Here is a 21,349-nt window from a genome sequence, read left to right on the forward strand (position 1 = left end):
AGTTACAGATATATATCTAGTTGCTGTCTATAAACAGCACTAAAAGAAAAGTTCTCATTAGCAAAGGATGAAATATCTTTTGAATTATAAGAGCTTGAGCAAAATACTTCTAACTTTTCCATGAACTCTCGTTGCTCCGCAACCAACACTCCTAGATTTGCACTTGTTATTATTGACTCACTACCTCCATTTTTTAAGGCCATTACAGGTAGCCCACAAGCCATGGCTTCAATGAGAACCACCCCAAATGTTTCAGAGATACTAGGCAATAGAAATCGGTCAGAAGCACATAATAATGCTTTCACTTCACGTCTTGACTTACTGCCTAAAAATGTCACGACGCTATTTAGTCCTAATTCATCAACTAGCCTTCTAAGTGAGGCTAATTCAGGACCGCTACCAACAACATTATACTCAACACTTATTCCTTTCTGTATTAATTTTGAAACTCCCATTATCGCTAATTGATGATTTTTATTTTCAGTTAAGTTACCTACACTAATTAAACTAATCATACTTTTTTTATTGTTTTGGCATAGACAAGAAAAAAAATCAGTATCAACAGGATTTGGTAAAAACTTAAAATCACATTTAAATTTATTTTCTAAGTGCAAGGCAAAATTACCACTAACGGCAATGTTGGCTTTGCTCTTTAGATAAAGGGGAATTAGTTTATTTTTATCTTTTTCAGCATCATAATTCCAAAGAGCGCTAGAGTGCTCAGTAATTACATAAGGTATGCCATAACGCTTATGGCACCACAATGCCAAATTAGCGCTAGTTACATTATGAACATGAATAACTGCTGGCCAATTATCAAAATGCTGCTCTAAATACTTTTTAAGCAGATACCTACCTATACTAAAAGAAAGCCAACGATTAATTTTATAAAGGCCTTTTATGGCAAATATGGATACCAACCAATTTTCTTGACTGATACAGCCAAAGCGAATACTTTTACTTTTAATGACATCAGATAATGTTTTGGGTATGACACCTAAAACATCAACTGTATTTCCGGCACTTTCGAGCATTCTTTTATGTTCTTTAATAAAAATAGCACGATTTGGATTTTCTTTTGTTGGGTAATTATAAGGAATTATTAAAATCTTCATTTTGGTTAAAGCGTCTTTTTTAAGTCGATAAAATTTACTAACGCACCTAAACCGTGCTTCCTTGAAAATTTCTCTTTTGAAAAGCCATTAGCTTTATAGTTTAGTTCAGAGGTCATTATCTCTTGCAATGCGTCGATAATTGATTGCTCATTATTAGAAGCCCACCAGATTGCAGGATAATCTTTAGTCACCTCGTGAATATTACCAGTTTGAGCTTCACCATTTGTAATTATCAAAATTGGCAACCCTAAGCCAATGTAATCAAATATCTTAGTTGTCGACTCAAATGCCTTGCCTGAGGCTAAAATTAATCCAATATCAGCACCCTTTGCATACCCTACAGCATCAGAGTATGAAACTAACCCAGTACAAGTTACACCTTTGTGGTTATCCAAACCTTCTAATGGCTTACCTATATGCAATATATCAAACGCAAAACCTAAAGCTTTATTTGAAGTAAGTAAATTATCTATATTTCGATCTACAGCAAAACTCCCTAAATATACTATTGTTTTTTTTGAATTATTACCGACAGTGATCTTTTTAGTCGCATTGTTTAAGCTTTTTTCGTCATAGCCGTTATCAATAATTTCTATAATTTCTTGCTGCCTACTACAGAGTAATTTTTTACAACCTTCATTCATAACAATAATTTTGTCGGCAAACTCACAAAAAAAATACTCAAATAAAACCAACATTTTACGCTTAAGTTTTACCGAGAGGGCTGTGCTCGCGTTACGTTCATTTTTAGCGAAAGGATCTCTAAAGTCTAAAACAATTTTGCACCCCATTGTGTTCTTCAGTATTTTAGCTATAAAAAAATGAAGAAATGGATTTCCGGTAATAACAACAACATCATACTTTTTTTTATTTTTTGAAAAATGTTTTTTTAAATCATAAAACCATGTTGCTCCTAAATCACTTTTAAACAGATGGCCTAGGAGGCCGGTTCTTGAATTAGATACATGAAAAATGTTATCTATTCTTGAGGTCTCTTCGATACATTGCTCTGATGCAGTGATGACATCAACTTCAATATCAATATCAACATGTTCTTTTATATTTTTCGCCCAGTAACTAACACGTTGAGCAGCAACAGTTTTTTCCGGTGAAAAATAATAGGATATAAAAAGTATTTTTTTCATGGGCGTTCCTTCAACTTTTCACATGGATTACCTGCTGCAATGCACATTTCTGGAATATTTTTTGCCACAACAGAACCAGAACCTAAAACCGTCCCATAACCAACATTTGCCATTATCACAACATTTGCCCCTACCCAATTATCTCCTTTTAACTCTATACATTGAATGATACCTACTTGTTTCCAAATTGGGATATCTCTATTTTCAAATGAATGCTGCTTAGAACCACTTAAAATATGAACATGTTGAGCCGTAATAATATCATCACCTAAGTTAGCTAGACCTACTGTATTATATGGTCCAAATCTAACATTATTGCCGATTACCGTGTTTACATTGGTTACCAAACAACCAAAAGAAAATATTACATTTTCACCAAGGCTTTTTAAGTGTTTCTTATAAAAAGCATACCTAACTTTGTTGCCTAACTTATAAGGAATTTGGCTAATCCTGATAGCAACGGTTTCAAACCCAACTAACTTTGTTAATAAAGAAAAAAACAAAACTAATACCAATACGTATAAATGAACAAATAACTTTATTAACACTTTCATTAGCTCTACTTACTTTTAAGACTCTTTAATAATTTAAACCACCACTGATCATAATCAGATTTAAAGTCAGTATGTTTTCGAGGTTTGCTCTTCATTATTTCTTGCCACTCATCTATAGAAAAACCCAGTTTTTTTATAAAATATTCAGTGTCTTCTGGTAACTCATCTTTATTATAAGGCGAGATTTCCATTTCACGTTGAGCATCATCACGAGTCATTTGTCCCGATGCAATTAAATTTGATAAATGAGCGCGCCGTTTATCGAAACCAAACTTTGACGGTAAATAATAAGATTGGAAAAATTTAGTAAATCTAGATTCAAAATGCTTACCTCCATAATCTTTCCAACCAAGGTTTTCAGTAATAAAATGTTTTACTTCCTCTTTATTGTAGGGAACATAATTTAAAATTCTGAATGACTGCAACTTCTTAATGTACCTATAATAGATAACTTTCTTAAACAATGATAACTTGGGGTAATTTTTTAACTTAACCTCACCAAATTTATTATGTATATCAATTAAATTATCTAAGTCGCCACTGTCATAGCCCCAAGAAGGAGGCAATATAAATTCAGTTACATTATTATGACCACTTATCATGTACTGAATACCATATTTAGCTGCGAGATTATAAACTCCTGCCACAAAAGCATGATCTTGTGGCACATCACAATTTGGAACAGATGCTTTAAAATAAGCTCTCTGTAAATCTCGAACTTCTTTCCAGTTAATAACAATTGTTTCTAAATCAATGCCAAGTTTACTTGTAGCTGACTCAATGTTCTTTACTGCAATTTCAGAATTCCAACCAGCATCAATGTGCACGGCTAGCGGTTTCAATCCATACTTTTTAGCTAAATAGGCAACATAAGTTGAATCAACCCCACCACTCATACCCACTATACAATTGTATTCACCTTTAGTTGAGACTTTTATTTTTTCCACCATCTCTAAAAGGTAATTATTTGCTTCTTTTCCATCAATTGATTTATCCATCAACTCAGCAAAATTATTACAATAGTGGCACACTCCTTTATCATCAAATGTAATGCCCGAGTCTGATGTGTCTAAAATACATTTTGTACAAATCTGATATTCTTTTTGCATGAGTCTTCTTATTTAAAAAGTTCTAATAATTTTGAATAGTCTGGGTAATTTACTAATACAGCGTCACGCTTCCCGTGATAAACAAATAAGCTACCTGCTGCTACTGCTGAAGCACCAAAATCTTTAACGGCAATTCGCATGTCTTCTAAGCAGCTAGCACCACCACAAACAGTTATAGGTACATTTACTAGCTCTGAAAAAGATCTAATACCTTCTCCATCGTAACCATTTTTCATACCATCACGATCAACAAAGTTTAAAAAGATTTCACCCGCACCGGCATTAACTAATTCTTTGCAGTAATTGCTCAAGTCAATTTTAAACATTTTCTTATTGCTAGGATCATATAAACGAGGTTTCTTGAATATATCTCTTTTGATATTCATTGTAGCTACAACACTTTGGTTGCCATATTGTGATGCTATATCTGTAATTAATTTTTTATTATGTATTGCATGACTACCAATAATGACTTTTTCAACACCTAAATTAAATAAATTCGATGCCTGTTCTAATGAAGTAATACCACCACCATAAGAAAATGGCATAAAACACTCATTCGTAATTGTTTTAATTAATTCGTAATCAGGCTCACTTTTATTTGGTGATGCATCAATATCTAAAAAAATTAATTCATCAACTTCCTTTTCATTCAATATCTTAACTACATTTATGGGGTCACCTATGTATCTGGGCTTTTTAAACTTTTTCGTTTTGACTATTCCGCCTTCTTGCAACAGCAAACAAGGTATAACACGCGTACTTAACATTTAGTTGGCACCCTTATAGTTCACGAAGTTTTTAAATAATTGAATGCCAAAGCGATGACTTTTTTCTGGGTGAAATTGACACCCTATTACATTCCCTCGTTGAAAGGCAGAGACAAATTCATGGCCATAGTGAGTGCTACATAAAATATCTTTGTTATCTGAACAACTTACATAATAAGAATGAACAAAATAAAACCTAGATTCAGCAGGTAAATCTTGTAGTAAAAAACTAAGCTTTTGAGGATTGACGACATTCCATCCCATATGAGGAACCCTAAGGCCCTGCTGATTTGGAAATAAAGACGCTTTTCCAGGAACTAAGCCTAAACCTGGCATTTTACCTTCAGCACTCCCTTCTGTAAGCAGCTGCATTCCAAGGCAAATCCCCATAAGAAGTGAGTCATCTCGTAAGACTAACGTTTTTAATGCGTCTGATATACCAAGGTCATTCAACCTCTTCATTCCATGATCAAATGAGCCCACTCCGGGCAATAATACTTTATTAGCAGACGCTATTTCATAAGGGTCACTAGAAAAAATAACTTTTCTTGCACCAACTTTCTTGAGCATATTGGCGACAGAACCTAAATTACCGACCCCATAATCAATAATTACAATTGTATCTTCACTAGAATGATTCAACTACCTACCCTCAGTTTCGACATTAAAGACTTGAACCCAAATAGACAAACAGATGATGCGCCATGCAAAACCTTCATACCTGCTATTCCCAAGTATTATATTTTCAGCCTTTTCAAAAGCGATAGGGTTTACTACCGAGCTCAAATTTAACTTAGCTGATTCTAGTAATTCTAAAAACAATGCTTGGTTATCCGACATCCAATTCTCTTCCGGTGTTGCAAAACCAATTTTACTAATTCGCTCATATACTGTTTTTGGTAATATTCCTTTGAGCGACTCCCTTAATAAGAATTTTGTTTTTCCTTCTTTAATTTTTAATTCAGAAGGACAAGATAAAATATACTCTACTAATCTAAAATCTAAGAATGGTGCTCTACTTTCGACTGAATGAGCCATTGAATCTCGGTCGCACCAGTGTAACTGCATGGGTACGCTTGTATTGAATAATTCATAATTTGATTCATCAAGTATTGAAAAGTGCATTTTACTGACTTCAATTGAATCTTTAGAAACTTTCCACCAATTATTACTTTTCTCGTCAGTAAAAATAGCTGATCTAAACAAAAATAATAATGTTTTTACAACTCTTAAACCATTATAGTTATGAAGTTTTTTCAAAGCTTTCACTTCTTTGAAAAAGCTGAATATCTTGCCAGATTTCAACAGCTCGATCAGGTAGACAAAGAAAAACCTGTGATAGCCGGCTAAAGTTTCATCAGCGCCATGTCCATCTAATGTAACTTTGACATTGTTACTTTTAGCTAACTTAAAAACAGACCACTCTGCAAATATACTCGTAGTTCCAAATGGCTCATCTTGATGCCAAACAACTTCCTCTAATATTGATCTTTTATCAGGGCATAACAGCTCAACAAAGTGAGGTTCCGCAGTAATCGTTTCTAGAACATCATTTATATAATTTCGTTCATCATATTTTTTTACTTCAGTGTAGGCAGAAAATGTTTTTTGCAAATCGTCTTTTCCTTGCGCTTTTAACACTGCATTAATTTCACAAGCTATAGAAGATGAATCCATACCACCTGAAAGTCCTGTCCCTAGAGGCACATCAGCTTGTAGGCGTAAGCGAACGGAATCTTTAAATAACTTATGAAACTTAGTTGTTGCCTCTTTTAATTTATCTTTTACCCTTGCTTGCGGTCTAAAATACCATTTAGATATAACCAGATTATTGGCTTCATTCAAATCAATTTTGAATTTATGTCCAGGAGGAACTTGGTGCACTCCTGCGAATAAAGTCTGCGATGTATGATCTGTTTGCCCGTATTGCAAAAAGTCGTAAACTCTAAACGTATTCATTTTTGATTGCCAATGCGGTAGAGTTGTAAACTGTTTGATCTCCGATGCCAATGCGAGTGAATTGGCTGTTTTCCAGTAATATAATGGCTTTACACCAAAGCGATCTCTGGCGCCAAACACACAGCTAAGTTCGGTGTCTAATATTTGGAATGCAAACATACCATTGAATTTTTCGAGGCAGGATTCTCCCCACTCAATATATGCTTTTAATAAAACCTCAGTATCACAGTTAGAGTTAAATGTATGACCTATCTTTAACAACTCTTCTTTTAGTTCATGATGATTGTAAATTTCACCATTAAAAGCAATCACGTAGCGCTTATCATCACTTACCATAGGTTGAAATCCAGACTCAGATAAATCAACTATCGCAAGACGTCGATGGCCAATTAACGCATTGAATTTTTCGTTTAAAACGTCATGATTATCATCAACTACAGCCGAGTTGTTCATTATGTGGCTGACTTTATTTTTAGTATCAAAAAGGTAAAAACCCTCCCCATCAGGTCCCCGATGAGAAATAGCATCGTTCATTTTTACTAAATCTTTAAATTTTAATCCAGTTGTTGAATAAAGCGCAGAAAAGCCACACATATACCTATAATTCCCTAACAATACGAGCAGGAGTTCCCGCTATAACAACATTCCCAGTAGGAAACGATTTCGTTACTACTGAATTTGCACCGACAACAGTATTTGGTCCTAATTTAACTTTTGGCAAAACAACGACCCCAGCACCCAACCAACAATTTTCGCCTATTGAGATGGGGCCACTTCGCTCTGAATTCTCTAATCTGTAATCTCTCAAATCATGATCAGAAGTAACCATAATAACGTTGAATGACCAAATTGTTTTAGGGCCTATTGATATGCCATGAGTTGCCTGAAAATAGCAACCACCACTGACAGCCAGGCTTTTTCTTACCTCTATACAATCGTCTTGTATGACAAATTTATTAGGAGCTATTAACCTGCTTGTATAGTTTTTGCTATACTTACAAGCATCGATTCTGAAAACATTTTGAAATAAAAAGTTTACTAAGCCAACTCCAAACCCAATTGAACGAGTAAAAAGATACCATTTAAATATGGATGTCCCTTTTAGTACATTCTTAATTTTTTGCATTTGATTGAGCCCTTTTTATACCAAATAATACCGCAGCCAAAACGGTCATATAATAGACAACATTAATCAATGTGTAAGTTTTAATAAAGTCGCTTTCATCAATGAACTCGAACAGTACAGAAGCCAAAATAAGTCCCCCTAAAAACAAAATACTTATCACCATCAATAAATCTGATTTATCATAAGCAACAAAATAATATGACAAAGGTGAAATTAAAAAGCTTAAAAATATAAATGGAGTCATTAAAGCTGCGTACTCTCCAGCAATTCGCCATTCTACACCAAAAATAAATGAGAATATTTCTTCACCAAATAAATAAAGCAATGCAAAACCAGGAAAGGATAAAGTTAAAAACAAAATATTTTTTATGATAAAAGCAAACATTGTCTTATCTAAAATAGACATTGCAGAGAATCGCTTATAAATAACTTGCCCGATAGCCTTGTTTACTAAAGTTACTGGCAACATAACCATTCTATATGCCAACCCAAATAAACCAGCGGCCTCTAACCCAAAATTTTTAAGTATAAAAAAAAGAGGGAAGTTTATAATTAATATATTAATAACATTCGAAGGAGTGTTAAATATAACTAAATTTTTATGTTTTCGAAAAGCTGCAAAAAAGTATATCTTTTTTAAAGATATAGTTTCTTTATATATTTCAGTACTATAAGACAGATATATAATTATCAAGATTGTTGCAAGAGTGAAGCCAAAAACTAATCCGTATTGAGTGAAACCAAAGTAAAAAAATAGATAGCTAAAAACAAATCTCAAAGCAACAAAAGATACCTGAGACGTTGCGTAAACTGAAAACTTTTCTTTTCTCGTAATAAATTGATTTAAAACTAAGTTAGTTGCTGAAAATAATACTCCTAGAAGAACGAGTACTTTAATATCAAACAATTTATCAAAACCAATGAGTGTATAAAAAGCGCTTTCTAAATAAATTGTGATGGATAGTATTGAGAGCAAAAAGATTGAAATTACAAGCATTAAGCCTAATACACTTGATAACTGCCTAGCGCTCTTACTTTTTACAATAGCAAGCTCTAAGCTTAAAAATATAAAAGCAGCAAGTGTTCCTGAATAACTAATAAATGCAGTAAATACACCAAACTCCTCTGGAGAATAAAGCCGAGTTAATATTGGTGTAAGTAAAAGTGCCAAAATCTGGGCGAAAAGGGCACTACTTACCAAAGTAAGAATATTTCTTACATACTTACTTTTAAACATTAAATATACGGATGCATGGGTAAACTAAACACACTACCTGCCAATTTTGATGCAACAGGAAACGCTTCATCGGTGCAACTTAATTGCTTAAAAGCAGTTTGCTGATGCATACAAGTTCCGTAATAAATCATTGTTGGTATACCTTGCGCTTTATAGGCTGCCATATCTGCATCACGGTTTGTTGATACCAATGTGTATTGTGCCCAAGAACTAATATAACCTTTTGGTACTTGGGGTGTTTTATATTTACCTGCGAGTGTTTTTTCGTAATTGTCGGCAGCTTTATTGCGATTAATAAGTTCAGTTGGGAACTCTGCTAACTTCTCAAGTAATATTGCAGCCTGAATAGTATCTAACCGAGAATTCATGCCAATGCGAACATTGTCGTATTTATCACTACCTTTGCCGTGCACACGATAAGATTTAATTAACTCTGCATATTCGTCATTATTGGTAAATATAGCACCGCCATCACCATAACAGCCAAGAGGTTTAGCCGGGAAAAAACTGGTTGTTGCTATATCACCAAAACTACCTGCTTTTTTATCATTAATACTGCCACCAAAACCTTGCGCAGCATCTTCAACGAGTTTTAAATTATATTTGTCTGCTATTTTTTGTATTTCAGGATAATTGGCAGGTAAACCAAATAAATCAACCGCAATAATTGCTTTTGGAATTAGTTTACCTTCAGCAATTGTTGCTTGAATACGCTTTTCAAGATCGATAGGGCAAATATTAAAAGTAGCCTCGTCTGAATCAACAAACACAGGTGTTGCGCCTTCATAAGCAATAACTTCTGCAGTCGCAAAAAACGTAAACGTCGGGCAAAATACAGCGTCGCCCTTTTCAATGTTTAGCACCATCATGGCAAGTGTAAGAGCATCTGTACCATTAGCACATGTTATAGCATGCTTTACGCCAACGTACTCAGCTAACTTTTCTTCAAGCTCCTGCACCTCAGGGCCCATAATATATTTACCATGGTCTAATACATCTTGAATTCGCTTATCTATTTTTGATTTTAAGTGCTTGTACTGTGCTGCTAAGTCTATAAATTGCATTTATTAATTACTCGTTAATTAAAGTCAGTGCCGAACCCGATAGTTGATAAGTATCGCCTGTGTGCTCGCACTTTTCAGTGCCCGTTCCGCTAATGGGTAACTTAAGCTGCTCACCATATTTACTGATCCAACCAATCTGCTTTGCAGGAACACCCACCATTAACGCAAATGCGGGTACATCTTTATTTATTACAGCACCAGCGCCAACGAGTGAATACTCGCCAATAGTTACACCACATACAATTGTACAATTAGCGCCGAGTGTTGCCCCTTTTTTTACTAACGTGTCGCGATATTCGGTTTTTCGTTCAATAAACGAACGCGGATTATACACATTAGTAAAAACCATGCTAGGACCACAAAAAACATCATCTTCAATATGTACATTATCGTAAACCGATACGTTATTTTGTACTTTTACATTATTACCAATAGTAACTTTGTTACCTACAAATACGTTTTGCCCTAACGAGCAACCTTCACCTATTTGCGCACCACTGCACACGTGCACAAAATGCCAAACACGCGTGTTATTGCCTATTTTAGCTCCATCATCAACAATGGCGCTTTCATGCACATGATAACTCATAACTACAATACCTTCGATAGTGATGGGTGTGCTTTGTTACCCGCTTCAACAATTGGCATTTCACGAATTTTTTCAACTGTTTCAATAGCAACTCTATTTTCATCAATTCCAAAACCGTTACCTGCTAATATATTTTGGTAACTTTGAGTATGTAAGTCGGTAAAGCCGCCTGAAAACTCAAGCTCTTCAGTATCATTGCCGTCATTAATAGTGATACTCCGGTAAGTAAGCTTTTCACCTTTAACCGCATTTTCAGGTAAGTTATTTGCATCAATCGACAAGAACCATTTTACACGAGCTCGCTCGTATTCAAGGTAGCCACTAGTCGTTTTTTCATTTCTAAAATGAACTTCGTTATGTTTAAGCTCACCAAAAATAAAGTGCAACATATCGTAAAAATGCACGCCAATGTTGGTAGCGACTCCACCTGACTTGTGGTCAAACCCTTTCCAAGATTTCATGTACCACTTACCACGCGATGTCATATAAGTTAAATCTACATCAAAAACTTTATCTGCTGGTGCTGAGGCCACTTTTTCTTTTAAAGCGATAATTGATGGGTGTAATCTTAATTGTAATATTGAATTAACATTCGCCCCGTATTTTGTTTCGTAATCTTTAAGAATATCCATGTCTTCTGAATGAAGTACCAATGGTTTTTCACAAATTACATCAATGCCATTTTTTAATGCGTACTTCATATGCGGGGCATGTAAATAATTAGGACTACAAATGGCAATGTAATCGAGCTTTTGACCCTTCATTGCACAGTCTTCAACATATGCAGTAAAGTCTTCAAACTCAGTAAAAAATTCGGCATCAGGAAAATGGCTATCCATAATACCTACAGAATCATTAATATCCATGGCCACTAAAAGGTTATGGCCTGTTTCTTTAATTGCTTTTAAGTGACGTGGTGCTATATAACCTGATGCACCAATTAATGCAAAATTTTTCATTTTAAGTCCTTTATTATAAGCGGATATCTGAATCTTTAGTGCCAAATACATGTTTTACATCATATAAAACATGCTTTTGTTTACCGAATTTACGAATAGAATCGCTACCCATTTCTTTGAATTCGCTATGATCTACAGCTAAAACAATGCCATCGTAGTGATTTTCTTTTAATTCACTTACTAATGACAGGCCGTATTCATGCTCTACTTCCGCAGGGTTCGCCCAGTCATCATAAACATCAACCGACATGTTAAAGTCTTTTAACTCATTTACTATGTCAATAATTTTAGTATTACGTACATCAGGACAATCACCTTTAAAAGTAAAGCCAAGAACTAATACTTTTGCTTCATCAACATGAATTTTTTGGCTTGATAGCTTTTTAACTAATTGCGTGGCTACATATTCACCCATACCATCGTTTATTCTGCGCCCAGCTAAAATAACTTCTGGACGGTAGCCTACTTCTTGTGCTTTATGAGTTAAGTAATAAGGATCAACACTAATACAATGCCCACCAACTAAACCTGGTTTAAACTTTAAAAAGTTCCACTTTGTGCCTGCCGCATTGAGTACTTCTTCTGTATCAATACCCAAGCGATTAAATATCTTTGCAAATTCATTTATAATCGCAATATTTAAGTCTCGCTGGGTATTTTCAATTACTTTTGCCGCTTCGGCTACTTTTATTGATCCAGCTAAATGCGTGCCAGCTGTTATGATTGAGCCGTATAACTCATTTACAAACTCACCAACTTCAGGCGTAGAACCCGATGTTATTTTCATAATTTTAGTGAGCGTATTCACCTTATCACCAGGGTTAATTCGCTCTGGAGAGTAACCTGCAAAAAAGTCTTTATTAAATACTAAGCCTGATACTTTTTCGATAATAGGTAAACATACTTCTTCAGTAGCTCCTGGGTATACAGTTGATTCATATATAACAACATCGCCTTTTTGAACAAACTCACCTAATAATTCAGATGCTTTACGAAGTGGCGTTAAATCTGGTGCATTACTTTCATCAATAGGGGTAGGTACTGTCACAATATAAATATTACAGCTAGCTAATTTCTGCTTATCACAAGAGAAATTTAACTGTTTTATATCTTGCAGTTCTTCATCGCTAACTTCTAATGTAGAATCATGCCCTGCGCTTAATTCGTCTACTCGTTTTTGGTTTATATCAAAACCTAGAACAGGATATTTTTTACCAAACTCTACGGCAAGAGGCAGGCCTACATAACCTAAACCAATTACGCCTATTTTAATTTTTTCTGATGAAATATACATTTTAATTTCTCTTAAACTTTGAAAGCTTTTATTTAATATACTTTGAAATTTTCACTTTAATCTTTTTTGTGGAAATAGCGCAATAATACATACATAACACCAAAAGCCCCTCCTAATAAGAAACCAAAAATACATATTAAAGCTCGCTTCGGTTTTGATTTTTGTTCTGCAACAATTGCAGGGTCAATAGTTTTAAACACATACTCATCACGAGCACTAGCAAACATCTGTGTTTTTGTTTGCTCCTCAATTAAGCCATATAAAACAGCTCTTATGTCAGCAACTTTTGTTTGTTCAATTTGTTCTGTTAAAAATACAGTACTTCTTTTAGACTCTTCAATGTCACGCGATTTCATCTCTAAATTAATATCTCTAACAAGCCAATCAACCCAATTTTTAGCTATTAACGGAGAAAAATGCTCAATAGAGATAGTAACCAATGAAGTCTCTTGAGAGACATTAACTTTCATAATATTTGAAAAATTATTATAAGCCTCTTGCATTGATGGCTCTGCATTTAGAGGTGCCTTAACCTCACGCAACCAAGTTTGACTCTCTGAATCATAAACCTCTGAATCATAATCTAAAATATTGGTATTTCTGTTCCAAGATTTTACTGCCATTAAGTCGGGTAAAATATGATGATTTGATATGAACTCAGTAATAAATTTACGAGATTTAAGTATTTCAAGCGCCATTTGCGTTTTATCAACACCACCGCCAGCACCTAAATTAACCCCTGCTAAACTTGCTAGGCCGCCTAGCTGCCCTGCCAGCCCCCCCGCTTTGTCTTGCTCTGCAGGCGCTAATAACGCTTCAGATTTATAAATATTAGGCAGATTAACTGCATAGTAGACTGACGCAGAAGCAAATAAGGCTGTAATAATTACAATTATCCATTTCCCTTGCCAGATAGCGGTAAATAGTTCGCGTAGGTCTATTTCGTCATCGGCAGCATTATAATTAACCACTGGTGCATTTGTTTGATTTAGGTTGTTTGAGTTGTTTTCCATTTAAATCTCATAAGTTCTAGGTTATGGCTTCGGGCTACGAGCTATTGGCTAAGAGCTATTTTTAATGACCGTTATCAATCTGCTTAGCATCTTTGCAATTACCTCACATTCCTCAAGGATATAACCTGCTTTTAAGCTATTTATATATCCTAATTCTGAAGCAATCATTACTTGTGTTTTTAATTCGCCTATGGAGCCTTTAGCTATCCATAAAAAACGAGCTTTTTCTTTTTCAAAGCCTCTTTCCATCCCCTCTGCAATATTGCTAGGTACAGAAACAGAGCATCTGCACATTTGATCTTTTAGACCATAATCCTGGAGCTGCTGAAAGTTTTTATAAATCAATAAACTTAGCTTAAAAGCTCTTTACCAAACTTCTAGGTTTTCATATTTCATTTTTAACTCTAAAGTAATACTTTAAAGTTAAAATGTAGCAGGTTTTAACACCTTTACTGTTAGCTAAGCTCCAGTTAGTAGCTATATACAGCATCGGCCGTGAGCTTCGAGCTCTAGGCCCATAGCCCTATTCTCCAAGCTTTCCTCGCACCTACATTATATTAAATACCGCTTATAGCTGCTACTGCTACACCTAACTGGTAAAGTATTTGTGTTGCGGTGCTCCAAAGCGTTAGCTTATCCATATGGCCGGCATCTAATGGGACAACAATGGTGTCGCCTGGTTCAAGTTGGTTTGAGTTATTAACTGCAAACCAGTTGCCGGTATTTGGTATTTTTACTGAGCCGTTGGCTTTTATAATGTAAATACGGTCATCAGCAGCGCGCTCTTTTAAGCCACCGCTTAGATCTATGTATTCGTCTACGCTTACGCCTGCTTTATATAGATGCGAGGTAGAGTAATTAACCTCACCTATTACACTAATTGAGTCGCGTTCACTCGGTACATAAAGTACATCACCATCTTGCAGTACTAAGTTTTGCTCATTGTTAACTATAAGCGGTAAATCTATAACTAAACGGCCTACGGCATCAACGTTAGCAAGGTCCTTCAAAAGCTTATTCATTTCATCGTAAGTAAGCGTGTTGCTACTTACTGAACTTTGGAAGCTTTTAGATGCTATATCTCGGCGAAGCTCGGTAGATAAACGCGCTAGCTGTTGTTGCTCTTGCTTTTTAATTGATTGGCGAGTAAATACAGCGGCGTTAGTGGCTGCAAAATCAGAAAAACCACCCGCGCGCTCTAATAAGTTACTTAAGGTTTCGCCACGGCGAATGGTATAGGTCCCCGGAAATTTAAGCTCACCTTTTAGCTCTACTTTTAGGTTTTCTTGCCAGTTTGGTACAGCAAATATATTTACGCTGTCTTTACTTTGTAATGAAATATTTGATGCGGCCTTACCTTGCATGGCGCTTTTTAGGTCAAACTTAATATGCTCAATGTTTGATACATCATTAGCGGCAATTCTTGTTACTTCGGCCTGTTGTATATAAGCCGACTCTAACAAACCGCCTGCGGCAGTAATAAGGTCTTTTACTTCACCGCCTTCCATTAACGGGTAAATGCCTGGGTACATTACACTGCCGCTAATTTCTACTATTTGCATCGCCTGCATTACACCGGCCTGCTGCTCTAACTTGGCAATTACCGGTTTAAGCAAATTATGGCGGCTAAACAACGCATAACTTTGCGTATCTTCTTCTTGTTCTTTTAGCTTTTTCTCAAGCACTTGAGCCATACTTAAATTTGGGTTTTCTTCTTCTGGCTCTGACTCTTCAGTTATTACACCAACGTATTTTTCAAACTCTTTTTGTTGGTATTCATGCCACAGCTCTGCTTTGCGTTGCTGTTCTTGCTGCTCTTTAGTTAACGCTAAATTTGCAAGCGCTATATCTTCTAAAGTTTTTTCTTCAAAACGACTGAATACAATAATTTTATCGTTAGGGCTAAGTTGTAAATTGTTCTCAGTATTTTTTGTAATGGCTTTTGCTAAATCGAATTGATGAATCTCAATATCACCATTTACGTTGGTTTCACGCACTACTAATGCATAATCTAAATCGGCCTGTGGTAATAAATCACCACGCACAGAGCCTAAAATATCTGAAATGCGTTTACCCTTGTACCACTGGTAATTACCAGGTCGTACTACGGCACCAATTAAACTAATTGAAGTTTGGTATTGTTCGCCAATGGCGCTAAAGTGAATCCGATCGCCATCTTGTGGAATGTAGTTAACTTGCTCTTTGCCAAAATCTACTGAAAGCACTTCTTTGTGTTGATTATTAAAGCGCTCAACAACCACACTTTTGGCATAAGCATTAGGTTTAATACCGCCGGCCATTTTTAATAAATGTTCTGCCGTTTCACCTTTTTTAAGCTCAAAAATAGCAGGACGCTTTACTAAACCGTCAACTGTTACTTGCTCTCCTACCGATGGAATAAACACCACATCGCCAGGTTTTAAAATAATATCGTTGCTGCTATCACCACGAATAAGTAAATCGTATAAATCAAAATTAGCAACAAGTTTACCACCACGCTTTACTTGAATATTACGTAGTGAAGCAATATCCGATACGCCACCACTTACAAATAATGCATGCGACACTGTTGTTAGTGATGATACGCTATAGCTGCCTGGCTTGTATGCTTCACCTAAAACCAAAATACGAATACTACGAAGTTTGCCAAGCGATACAAACGCTTTAACACCAATAACTTCTTGCTCTACTTTTACTTTAATTAGTTCTTTAACTTCAGCGAATGTTAAACCCGCTACTTGTACAGGGCTTAAATCGGGAATATTAATGCGGCCTTCACGGTCAACAATCACTTCAAAGCTTTCACTTTCTTTACCGTAAAAGTTAATTAATAGCTGATCGCCACGCCCTACTAAATACGTATCAGGAACGGGAGCGCTTTCATTAGGCATAAATGTGGTTGGTTCGCCTGCAAATAGCTCATAACCGAATGGCTTTACTGATTTATCTTCTGGCTTGAATCGCTCTTCATCTGTAAAAGCTCGTTCGTCGGTGGTATTACGCTCACCTACTGTGGGCTTGTCTTGTTCGTTATTTTTTCCATTAGTGCTACCAGCACCTTCAAGGCTTGAAATATCCACGCCATACTGCTTTGCCAGAGCCTGTTGTTGTGACTTAGGTAATTTTTGAAACTGCTCTAGTTGAGCGGCTGTTGGCGCAAATGCTAATGTGCTAAAGCTACATATAAGTACAAAAGCACTTAATAAATATTTAATAACGTTCACGAGTAGGTATTTCCCTAGGTCTACAACCAAAAATTGGTGGGTATCATACATTATTTATGAGCAAATAAAAAAGGGACTTTAGCCCCTTTCATAGTTTTATTACAATTTATTTACTACTTGATGTTAAAAGCTGTAAACAAGTGTTAATGAGGTCTCTGTATCAGTTGCTTCTTTGTCATCAGCCACGTCTGAGTTGTTGGTTATATTGTAGGCCACTTTCATTTGTAGTGAGCCATTAATTTTAGTCAGAAGAGCGGTTTCTGAGCGAGTTTTAGTATTGGTATCACCGTATTCCACCGATACTAACTGAGTAAAACGCGCGTTGTCTGAAATTCTCCAGCTAAAATCTACTTTACCTAAGGCAATCACTTCGCCTTCGTATTCACCCGCTAATGAGTTGCCGTTTTCATCAACCTCTTCGCTAATATCTGGGTATTTAAAATACTTATAACCCGGACCAATTTCAGCGTTTAGTTTCATGTTTGACTCGTTTAATAAACGTAAACCATAACCCGCTGAAATAACCGACTCGCTTCGGTATGCGCCAAAGTAATCAGATACGTGCGACCCATAAATAAATAAATGAGCGTGCTTTTCGTTTAATTTGTAATTACCCTGCGCTGAAATAGAGTACTTTTCGTTAGTACGCTGCTTTTCTTTAGTACCGTCGTCGTTTTCTACTTCATCTTCTTTGTAGATGCCGTCTAACTTATACTCGTTATTCCAACTTTCTAAGTTATGCAATACTTTAATACCGCCTTTTAAGGTCGTTGTTTCGGTATTACCGCTGGTAATGATAGCGCCCACTTCACTGGTTACTTCCCAGGTTTTTTGTTCTTCTTCTGATGCAAATGCACTGGTTGTAGCTGAGGCTGCTACTAAAATTGATAAAAGCTTAAGTTTCATTAAAAAATAACCCTGTAAAAAATATTCATGCTCTTTAAAGCAGCGCGCACGTTAGCAAACCTAACGTGAGCATTACCTTAATAACTTTTTTAAAAAATTAGTCTTGCTTGTGCAAATGCACATCCATTTGTGGAAATGGAATAGTAATATCGGCGTCGTCTAACGCTATTTTAATGTTTTCCATTAACGACCAGTATGTTGGCCAGTAATCTTCTGAGTTAACCCAAGGGCGTACGATAAAGTTAACGCTTGAATCGGCAAGTTCAGAAACCGATACGTTGTATGCAGGATCTTTTAAAATGCGTGATTCGTTATCTAGTACTGATTTAAGTACTTCTTTTGCTTTACGTAAATCGGCGTCGTAGCCAACACCAATCACAAGATCAACGCGACGCGTTGCTTCGCGCGAGTAGTTAATGATCGCATCTGACATTATTTTTGAATTAGGCATTACAATAACTTTGTTATCAGGAGTGCGCATTTCTGTTGAAAATATTTCGATTTTTTTAATCGTACCGGCTTTACCGCCAGCTTCAACGTAGTCACCAGATTTAAATGGGCGTAGTAAAATAATTAGCACACCAGATGCAAAGTTAGATAACGACCCTTGCAGTGCTAAGCCAACCGCTAAACCTGCGGCACCTAAAATCGCAATGAATGACGTGGTTTCGATACCGATTTGTGACAGCGCCATTAAAATAGTGGCTGCAAACACAATGGCATACACAATACTAGATACAAACGATGAAACCGCTTTATCTACTTTTTTCTTGTCGAATGCTTTAGCGGTTAAATTTGCACAAAACTTGGCAATTCGGCCACCGAGTAAAAATATAACAAGCGCTATAACTGCTTGAATACCATAGTGTAAAATTAAGCCTGAATTTTCATTCAGCCAATTGAGTATTGAATCCATATTAACTCCTGATAGTGTTATTAAGCAGTTTAGCGGTATTGTTTGTAGTATTGTAAATCTTTAATAGGTGTTTGCAACAACGTTTTACTAAGGGGTTAGGGGGTTGAGCCGCGGTTGTGGAGTTTTTAGGCCCGTTGCCCGTTGCCCGTTGCCCGTTGCCCGTTGCCCGTTGCCCGTTGCCCGTTGCCCGTTGCCAATAAGCTTAAATTTAGAATACTTATAATAAGTTTAATTTTTTTTTGATTTTTTGCTTCACAAGCATAGGGATATTATGTATTATGCGCGCCACACCAAACAAGGTGTATGTAGTGGCGGTTGTAGCTCAGTTGGTAGAGCCCCGGATTGTGATTCCGGTTGTCGCGGGTTCGAGCCCCGTCAATCGCCCCACTATTTTCTAAGTCCTCTCAGTAATCTCCAAAGTTAATTTTTTAGTTATATCTAGTTTTCATAAAGCCAAACATAAAATAAAAAAATACGCTCTTATCTGTAGCCGCCGGTTTCCCCAGCGTTGATTTATATCGTTATTTGGTGCTTTTGATAAAAGCCTGATGCGACATGAAGTCACTGCTAAATAAATATTACAAATAATACCAGTAGTAGCAGGTTTTCCCCGCACCACACAGCCCGCTGCCCGCATTTGACGCTTTAGGCGCGCTGAGAACATGTTATATTCTCAGCGCCTCATACACTTGGGTATTTGCTGCCCTTACTTAAGTTGTTAACCTACTTTAAAAGAAAGACCTAGTGACGCTAATGCTTTAGAGTGTTTTTCAATCGCATCAGACTCTGTACCTACACTATGCGCTTGGGCTAAGTTTTCTGAAGACGCACTACTAATATTTGAAATATTACGGCTAATTTCTTGCGATACCATGCTTTGCTCTTCCGCAGCGGTTGATATTTGCGTTGCTAAATCAGAAATATCAGTAATTGCAGCATATACTTTTGAGACGATATCTTGGCTATTGCGGGTTTCTTTAACACAGCTCTCTGCCGCATTCTTTCCAGCTTCCATTGTTTTTGACCAGTTGAGTAACGTAGACTGCATTTCAGATATAGAAACTTGAATTTGCTCTGTAGCGGTATGCGTTCTGCTTGAAAGCGCACGCACTTCATCAGCAACAACCGAGAATCCTCTGCCATGTTCACCGGCACGCGCAGCCTCAATAGCCGCATTAAGTGCAAGTAAATTTGTTTGATCGGCAATCCCTTGTATCTCTTGCATTATGCCACCAATTTTTTCAGCCTCTGTTGCTAGCTCGCTCGCTGAACTTGCCGAGTTATCCACCTCGTTGGCGAGTAACGATACTTCACGCATGGTGCCTGACATCGCTTGCGTTGCGCTTTCGCAGTCTTGGTGAGCTTGTTGCACTCGTTGGTTAGTTACTAAAGTATTTTTTGCTACTTCATCAATTGAATGCACCATTTCCTCAACGGCAGACGACACTTGATGTAATTCAGACGCTTCTTTTTCAACACCGGCCTGCGCAGCTTCAGCACAAGTTTTAAGGGAGTCAGCACCTTTACTCAGGCTTAAAGTACCATCAATAATACGGCCAACAATGGTCGTTACTTTACCCTCAAGTAATTTAATCTGAAAATCACTATAGCTGAGGCTGTCGCTACCAGAATAAATATGCCGAGATACGCTATCTGGACCTGCTTTGGTTTTTTTGATTGTGCTTTGCGAACGAATTAACTCTTCATAAAAAATAACAAAAGGCAGAGGAACAAACAGTAAACATAACCAGAACATATAACTTGTTAACCAAGCAATTAAAGCTGCACAGCCAATAAATAGAGGAAGTTTAAATGCGGCTAATTTTTCAGTTAAAGGGACAATTGATTGACCGTTGTTTAAACGTTGGTAAAGCTTTTCTGCGCGGCTTTTATATTCTGGAAGGAGTTGTTGGCGAACTGATTGATAACCTACTTTTTTACCGTTTTCGTAAATAGGGGTAACAAATGCATCAACCCAGTAATAACGCCCATCTTTACATCTATTTTTTACAGCTCCTCGCCATGCGGTATCGCTTTTTAAATTAGACCACATATCACCAAATGCCGCAGGTGGCATGTCTGGGTGGCGAACCATGTTATGGTTTTTCCCTTTTAACTCATTAATGGTATACCCTGAAACTTTACAAAAGCTATCATTTGCATAGGTGATAACCCCTCGTAAATCTGTTGTAGAAACTAACTCTTCGTCAATGCCAAACGAAACTTCCTGGTCTACCGTTGCTTGATTTCTTCTACTCATAGTGGGTGCTTCATTATTTTTTAATGGATGAATTTGCGGAATGTTAATTTATAAGTGTATAAAACACAATTATACATTTTTACTATATGTTAATAGTATTGAAACTACT

The 21,349-nt window shown here is 36.4% G+C and carries 18 protein-coding genes, 1 tRNA gene and 1 pseudogene; 1 reads left to right on the forward strand and 19 read right to left on the reverse strand.

From position 1 onward, the window contains the following. Window positions 1-2: 2 nt before the first annotated feature. The 18 genes and pseudogenes from DK924_RS13010 to DK924_RS13095 all read right to left on the reverse strand — a co-directional run bounded on the left by DK924_RS13010 (window position 3) and on the right by DK924_RS13095 (window position 18,980). Window positions 3-1,115: a glycosyltransferase gene (locus DK924_RS13010; protein WP_109875391.1), complete on the reverse strand. Its 1,113-nt coding sequence runs from the start codon at window positions 1,113-1,115 to the stop codon at window positions 3-5. Window positions 1,116-1,120: 5 nt separating this feature from the next. After that, window positions 1,121-2,260 (reverse strand): hypothetical protein, encoded by a 1,140-nt coding sequence (locus tag DK924_RS13015; RefSeq protein WP_109875392.1) that lies wholly within the window; start codon window positions 2,258-2,260, stop codon window positions 1,121-1,123. Then, window positions 2,257-2,814: an acyltransferase gene (locus tag DK924_RS13020; protein WP_109875393.1), complete on the reverse strand. Its 558-nt coding sequence runs from the start codon at window positions 2,812-2,814 to the stop codon at window positions 2,257-2,259. The genes DK924_RS13015 and DK924_RS13020 overlap by 4 nt, the downstream gene beginning before the upstream one ends. Window positions 2,815-2,819: 5 nt before the next feature. Beyond that, on the reverse strand, window positions 2,820-3,923 hold the full coding sequence (locus DK924_RS13025; protein ID WP_109875394.1) for an N-acetyl sugar amidotransferase: 1,104 nt from the start codon (window positions 3,921-3,923) through the stop codon (window positions 2,820-2,822). Between the two features lie 8 nt (window positions 3,924-3,931). Beyond that, window positions 3,932-4,693, reverse strand: coding sequence for an AglZ/HisF2 family acetamidino modification protein (locus DK924_RS13030; RefSeq protein WP_109875395.1), 762 nt, complete (start codon window positions 4,691-4,693; stop codon window positions 3,932-3,934). Further along, entirely contained in the window at window positions 4,694-5,335 is a 642-nt protein-coding gene (hisH, locus tag DK924_RS13035; protein WP_219986103.1) for an imidazole glycerol phosphate synthase subunit HisH, read from the reverse strand. Beyond that, window positions 5,336-7,246 carry an asparagine synthase (glutamine-hydrolyzing) gene (asnB, locus tag DK924_RS13040; protein ID WP_109875396.1) on the reverse strand — a complete coding sequence of 637 codons (1,911 nt, stop codon included), beginning with the start codon at window positions 7,244-7,246 and terminating at the stop codon, window positions 5,336-5,338. It lies immediately after the preceding gene. 4 nt (window positions 7,247-7,250) lie between these two features. Continuing rightward, window positions 7,251-7,778, reverse strand: a complete 528-nt coding sequence (locus tag DK924_RS13045) for a DapH/DapD/GlmU-related protein (protein WP_109875397.1) — start codon at window positions 7,776-7,778, stop codon at window positions 7,251-7,253. After that, complete coding sequence (locus tag DK924_RS13050) at window positions 7,765-9,015, reverse strand: oligosaccharide flippase family protein (RefSeq protein WP_109875398.1); 1,251 nt, start codon at window positions 9,013-9,015, stop codon at window positions 7,765-7,767. The genes DK924_RS13045 and DK924_RS13050 overlap by 14 nt, the downstream gene beginning before the upstream one ends. Next, entirely contained in the window at window positions 9,015-10,079 is a 1,065-nt protein-coding gene (locus DK924_RS13055) for a DegT/DnrJ/EryC1/StrS aminotransferase family protein (protein ID WP_109875399.1), read from the reverse strand. The genes DK924_RS13050 and DK924_RS13055 overlap by 1 nt, the downstream gene beginning before the upstream one ends. A 7-nt stretch (window positions 10,080-10,086) precedes the next feature. Next, window positions 10,087-10,668, reverse strand: a complete 582-nt coding sequence (locus DK924_RS13060; RefSeq protein ID WP_109875400.1) for an acyltransferase — start codon at window positions 10,666-10,668, stop codon at window positions 10,087-10,089. 2 nt (window positions 10,669-10,670) lie between these two features. Next, window positions 10,671-11,627, reverse strand: coding sequence for a Gfo/Idh/MocA family protein (locus DK924_RS13065; RefSeq protein ID WP_109875401.1), 957 nt, complete (start codon window positions 11,625-11,627; stop codon window positions 10,671-10,673). Between the two features lie 13 nt (window positions 11,628-11,640). Beyond that, entirely contained in the window at window positions 11,641-12,921 is a 1,281-nt protein-coding gene (gene tviB / locus DK924_RS13070) for a Vi polysaccharide biosynthesis UDP-N-acetylglucosamine C-6 dehydrogenase TviB (protein WP_181388780.1), read from the reverse strand. A gap of 56 nt (window positions 12,922-12,977) precedes the next feature. Next, on the reverse strand, window positions 12,978-13,934 hold the full coding sequence (locus DK924_RS13075) for a Wzz/FepE/Etk N-terminal domain-containing protein (protein ID WP_109875402.1): 957 nt from the start codon (window positions 13,932-13,934) through the stop codon (window positions 12,978-12,980). A 48-nt stretch (window positions 13,935-13,982) separates the two neighbouring features. Next, window positions 13,983-14,288, reverse strand: a pseudogene (locus DK924_RS13080) (four helix bundle protein); the annotation flags it as partial. 203 nt (window positions 14,289-14,491) lie between these two features. Beyond that, window positions 14,492-17,158 (reverse strand): SLBB domain-containing protein, encoded by a 2,667-nt coding sequence (locus DK924_RS13085; RefSeq protein ID WP_109875491.1) that lies wholly within the window; start codon window positions 17,156-17,158, stop codon window positions 14,492-14,494. A gap of 123 nt (window positions 17,159-17,281) precedes the next feature. After that, the gene (locus DK924_RS13090) at window positions 17,282-18,064 is read right to left on the reverse strand and encodes a YdiY family protein (RefSeq protein WP_109875403.1); all 783 of its coding nucleotides are present in this window, start codon (window positions 18,062-18,064) and stop codon (window positions 17,282-17,284) included. 97 nt (window positions 18,065-18,161) lie between these two features. Beyond that, window positions 18,162-18,980 carry a mechanosensitive ion channel family protein gene (locus tag DK924_RS13095; RefSeq protein WP_055013452.1) on the reverse strand — a complete coding sequence of 273 codons (819 nt, stop codon included), beginning with the start codon at window positions 18,978-18,980 and terminating at the stop codon, window positions 18,162-18,164. 311 nt (window positions 18,981-19,291) lie between these two features. Between DK924_RS13095 and DK924_RS13100 the strand changes: the two genes are divergently transcribed. Beyond that, a tRNA-His gene (locus DK924_RS13100) sits at window positions 19,292-19,367 on the forward strand. A gap of 331 nt (window positions 19,368-19,698) precedes the next feature. On the opposite strand, the gene DK924_RS13105 is transcribed toward DK924_RS13100, so the two are convergent. Next, a complete protein-coding gene (locus DK924_RS13105; protein WP_109875404.1) occupies window positions 19,699-21,240 on the reverse strand; it encodes a PAS domain-containing methyl-accepting chemotaxis protein in 1,542 nt (513 codons plus the stop codon). Window positions 21,241-21,349 lie beyond the last annotated feature (109 nt).

Origin of the sequence: Pseudoalteromonas sp. meg-B1 (genome assembly GCF_003173795.1) — a bacterium.
Taxonomy (GTDB): domain Bacteria; phylum Pseudomonadota; class Gammaproteobacteria; order Enterobacterales; family Alteromonadaceae; genus Pseudoalteromonas; species Pseudoalteromonas undina.

Bases quoted from the DNA above. Each gene is read 5' to 3' on its own strand.
- DK924_RS13065 (WP_109875401.1), bottom strand. From the start codon at position 11,627: ATGAAAAATTTTGCATTAATTGGTGCATCAGGTTATATAGCACCACGT.
- DK924_RS13010 (WP_109875391.1), bottom strand. From the start codon at position 1,115: ATGAAGATTTTAATAATTCCTTATAATTACCCAACAAAAGAAAATCCA.
- DK924_RS13030 (WP_109875395.1), bottom strand. From the start codon at position 4,693: ATGTTAAGTACGCGTGTTATACCTTGTTTGCTGTTGCAAGAAGGCGGA.
- DK924_RS13075 (WP_109875402.1), bottom strand. From the start codon at position 13,934: ATGGAAAACAACTCAAACAACCTAAATCAAACAAATGCACCAGTGGTT.
- DK924_RS13050 (WP_109875398.1), bottom strand. From the start codon at position 9,015: ATGTTTAAAAGTAAGTATGTAAGAAATATTCTTACTTTGGTAAGTAGT.
- DK924_RS13055 (WP_109875399.1), bottom strand. From the start codon at position 10,079: ATGCAATTTATAGACTTAGCAGCACAGTACAAGCACTTAAAATCAAAA.
- DK924_RS13105 (WP_109875404.1), bottom strand. From the start codon at position 21,240: ATGAGTAGAAGAAATCAAGCAACGGTAGACCAGGAAGTTTCGTTTGGC.
- DK924_RS13020 (WP_109875393.1), bottom strand. From the start codon at position 2,814: ATGAAAGTGTTAATAAAGTTATTTGTTCATTTATACGTATTGGTATTA.
- DK924_RS13015 (WP_109875392.1), bottom strand. From the start codon at position 2,260: ATGAAAAAAATACTTTTTATATCCTATTATTTTTCACCGGAAAAAACT.
- DK924_RS13025 (WP_109875394.1), bottom strand. From the start codon at position 3,923: ATGCAAAAAGAATATCAGATTTGTACAAAATGTATTTTAGACACATCA.
- DK924_RS13060 (WP_109875400.1), bottom strand. From the start codon at position 10,668: ATGAGTTATCATGTGCATGAAAGCGCCATTGTTGATGATGGAGCTAAA.
- DK924_RS13095 (WP_055013452.1), bottom strand. From the start codon at position 18,980: ATGGATTCAATACTCAATTGGCTGAATGAAAATTCAGGCTTAATTTTA.
- DK924_RS13045 (WP_109875397.1), bottom strand. From the start codon at position 7,778: ATGCAAAAAATTAAGAATGTACTAAAAGGGACATCCATATTTAAATGG.
- DK924_RS13090 (WP_109875403.1), bottom strand. From the start codon at position 18,064: ATGAAACTTAAGCTTTTATCAATTTTAGTAGCAGCCTCAGCTACAACC.
- asnB (WP_109875396.1), bottom strand. From the start codon at position 7,246: ATGTGTGGCTTTTCTGCGCTTTATTCAACAACTGGATTAAAATTTAAA.
- tviB (WP_181388780.1), bottom strand. From the start codon at position 12,921: ATGTATATTTCATCAGAAAAAATTAAAATAGGCGTAATTGGTTTAGGT.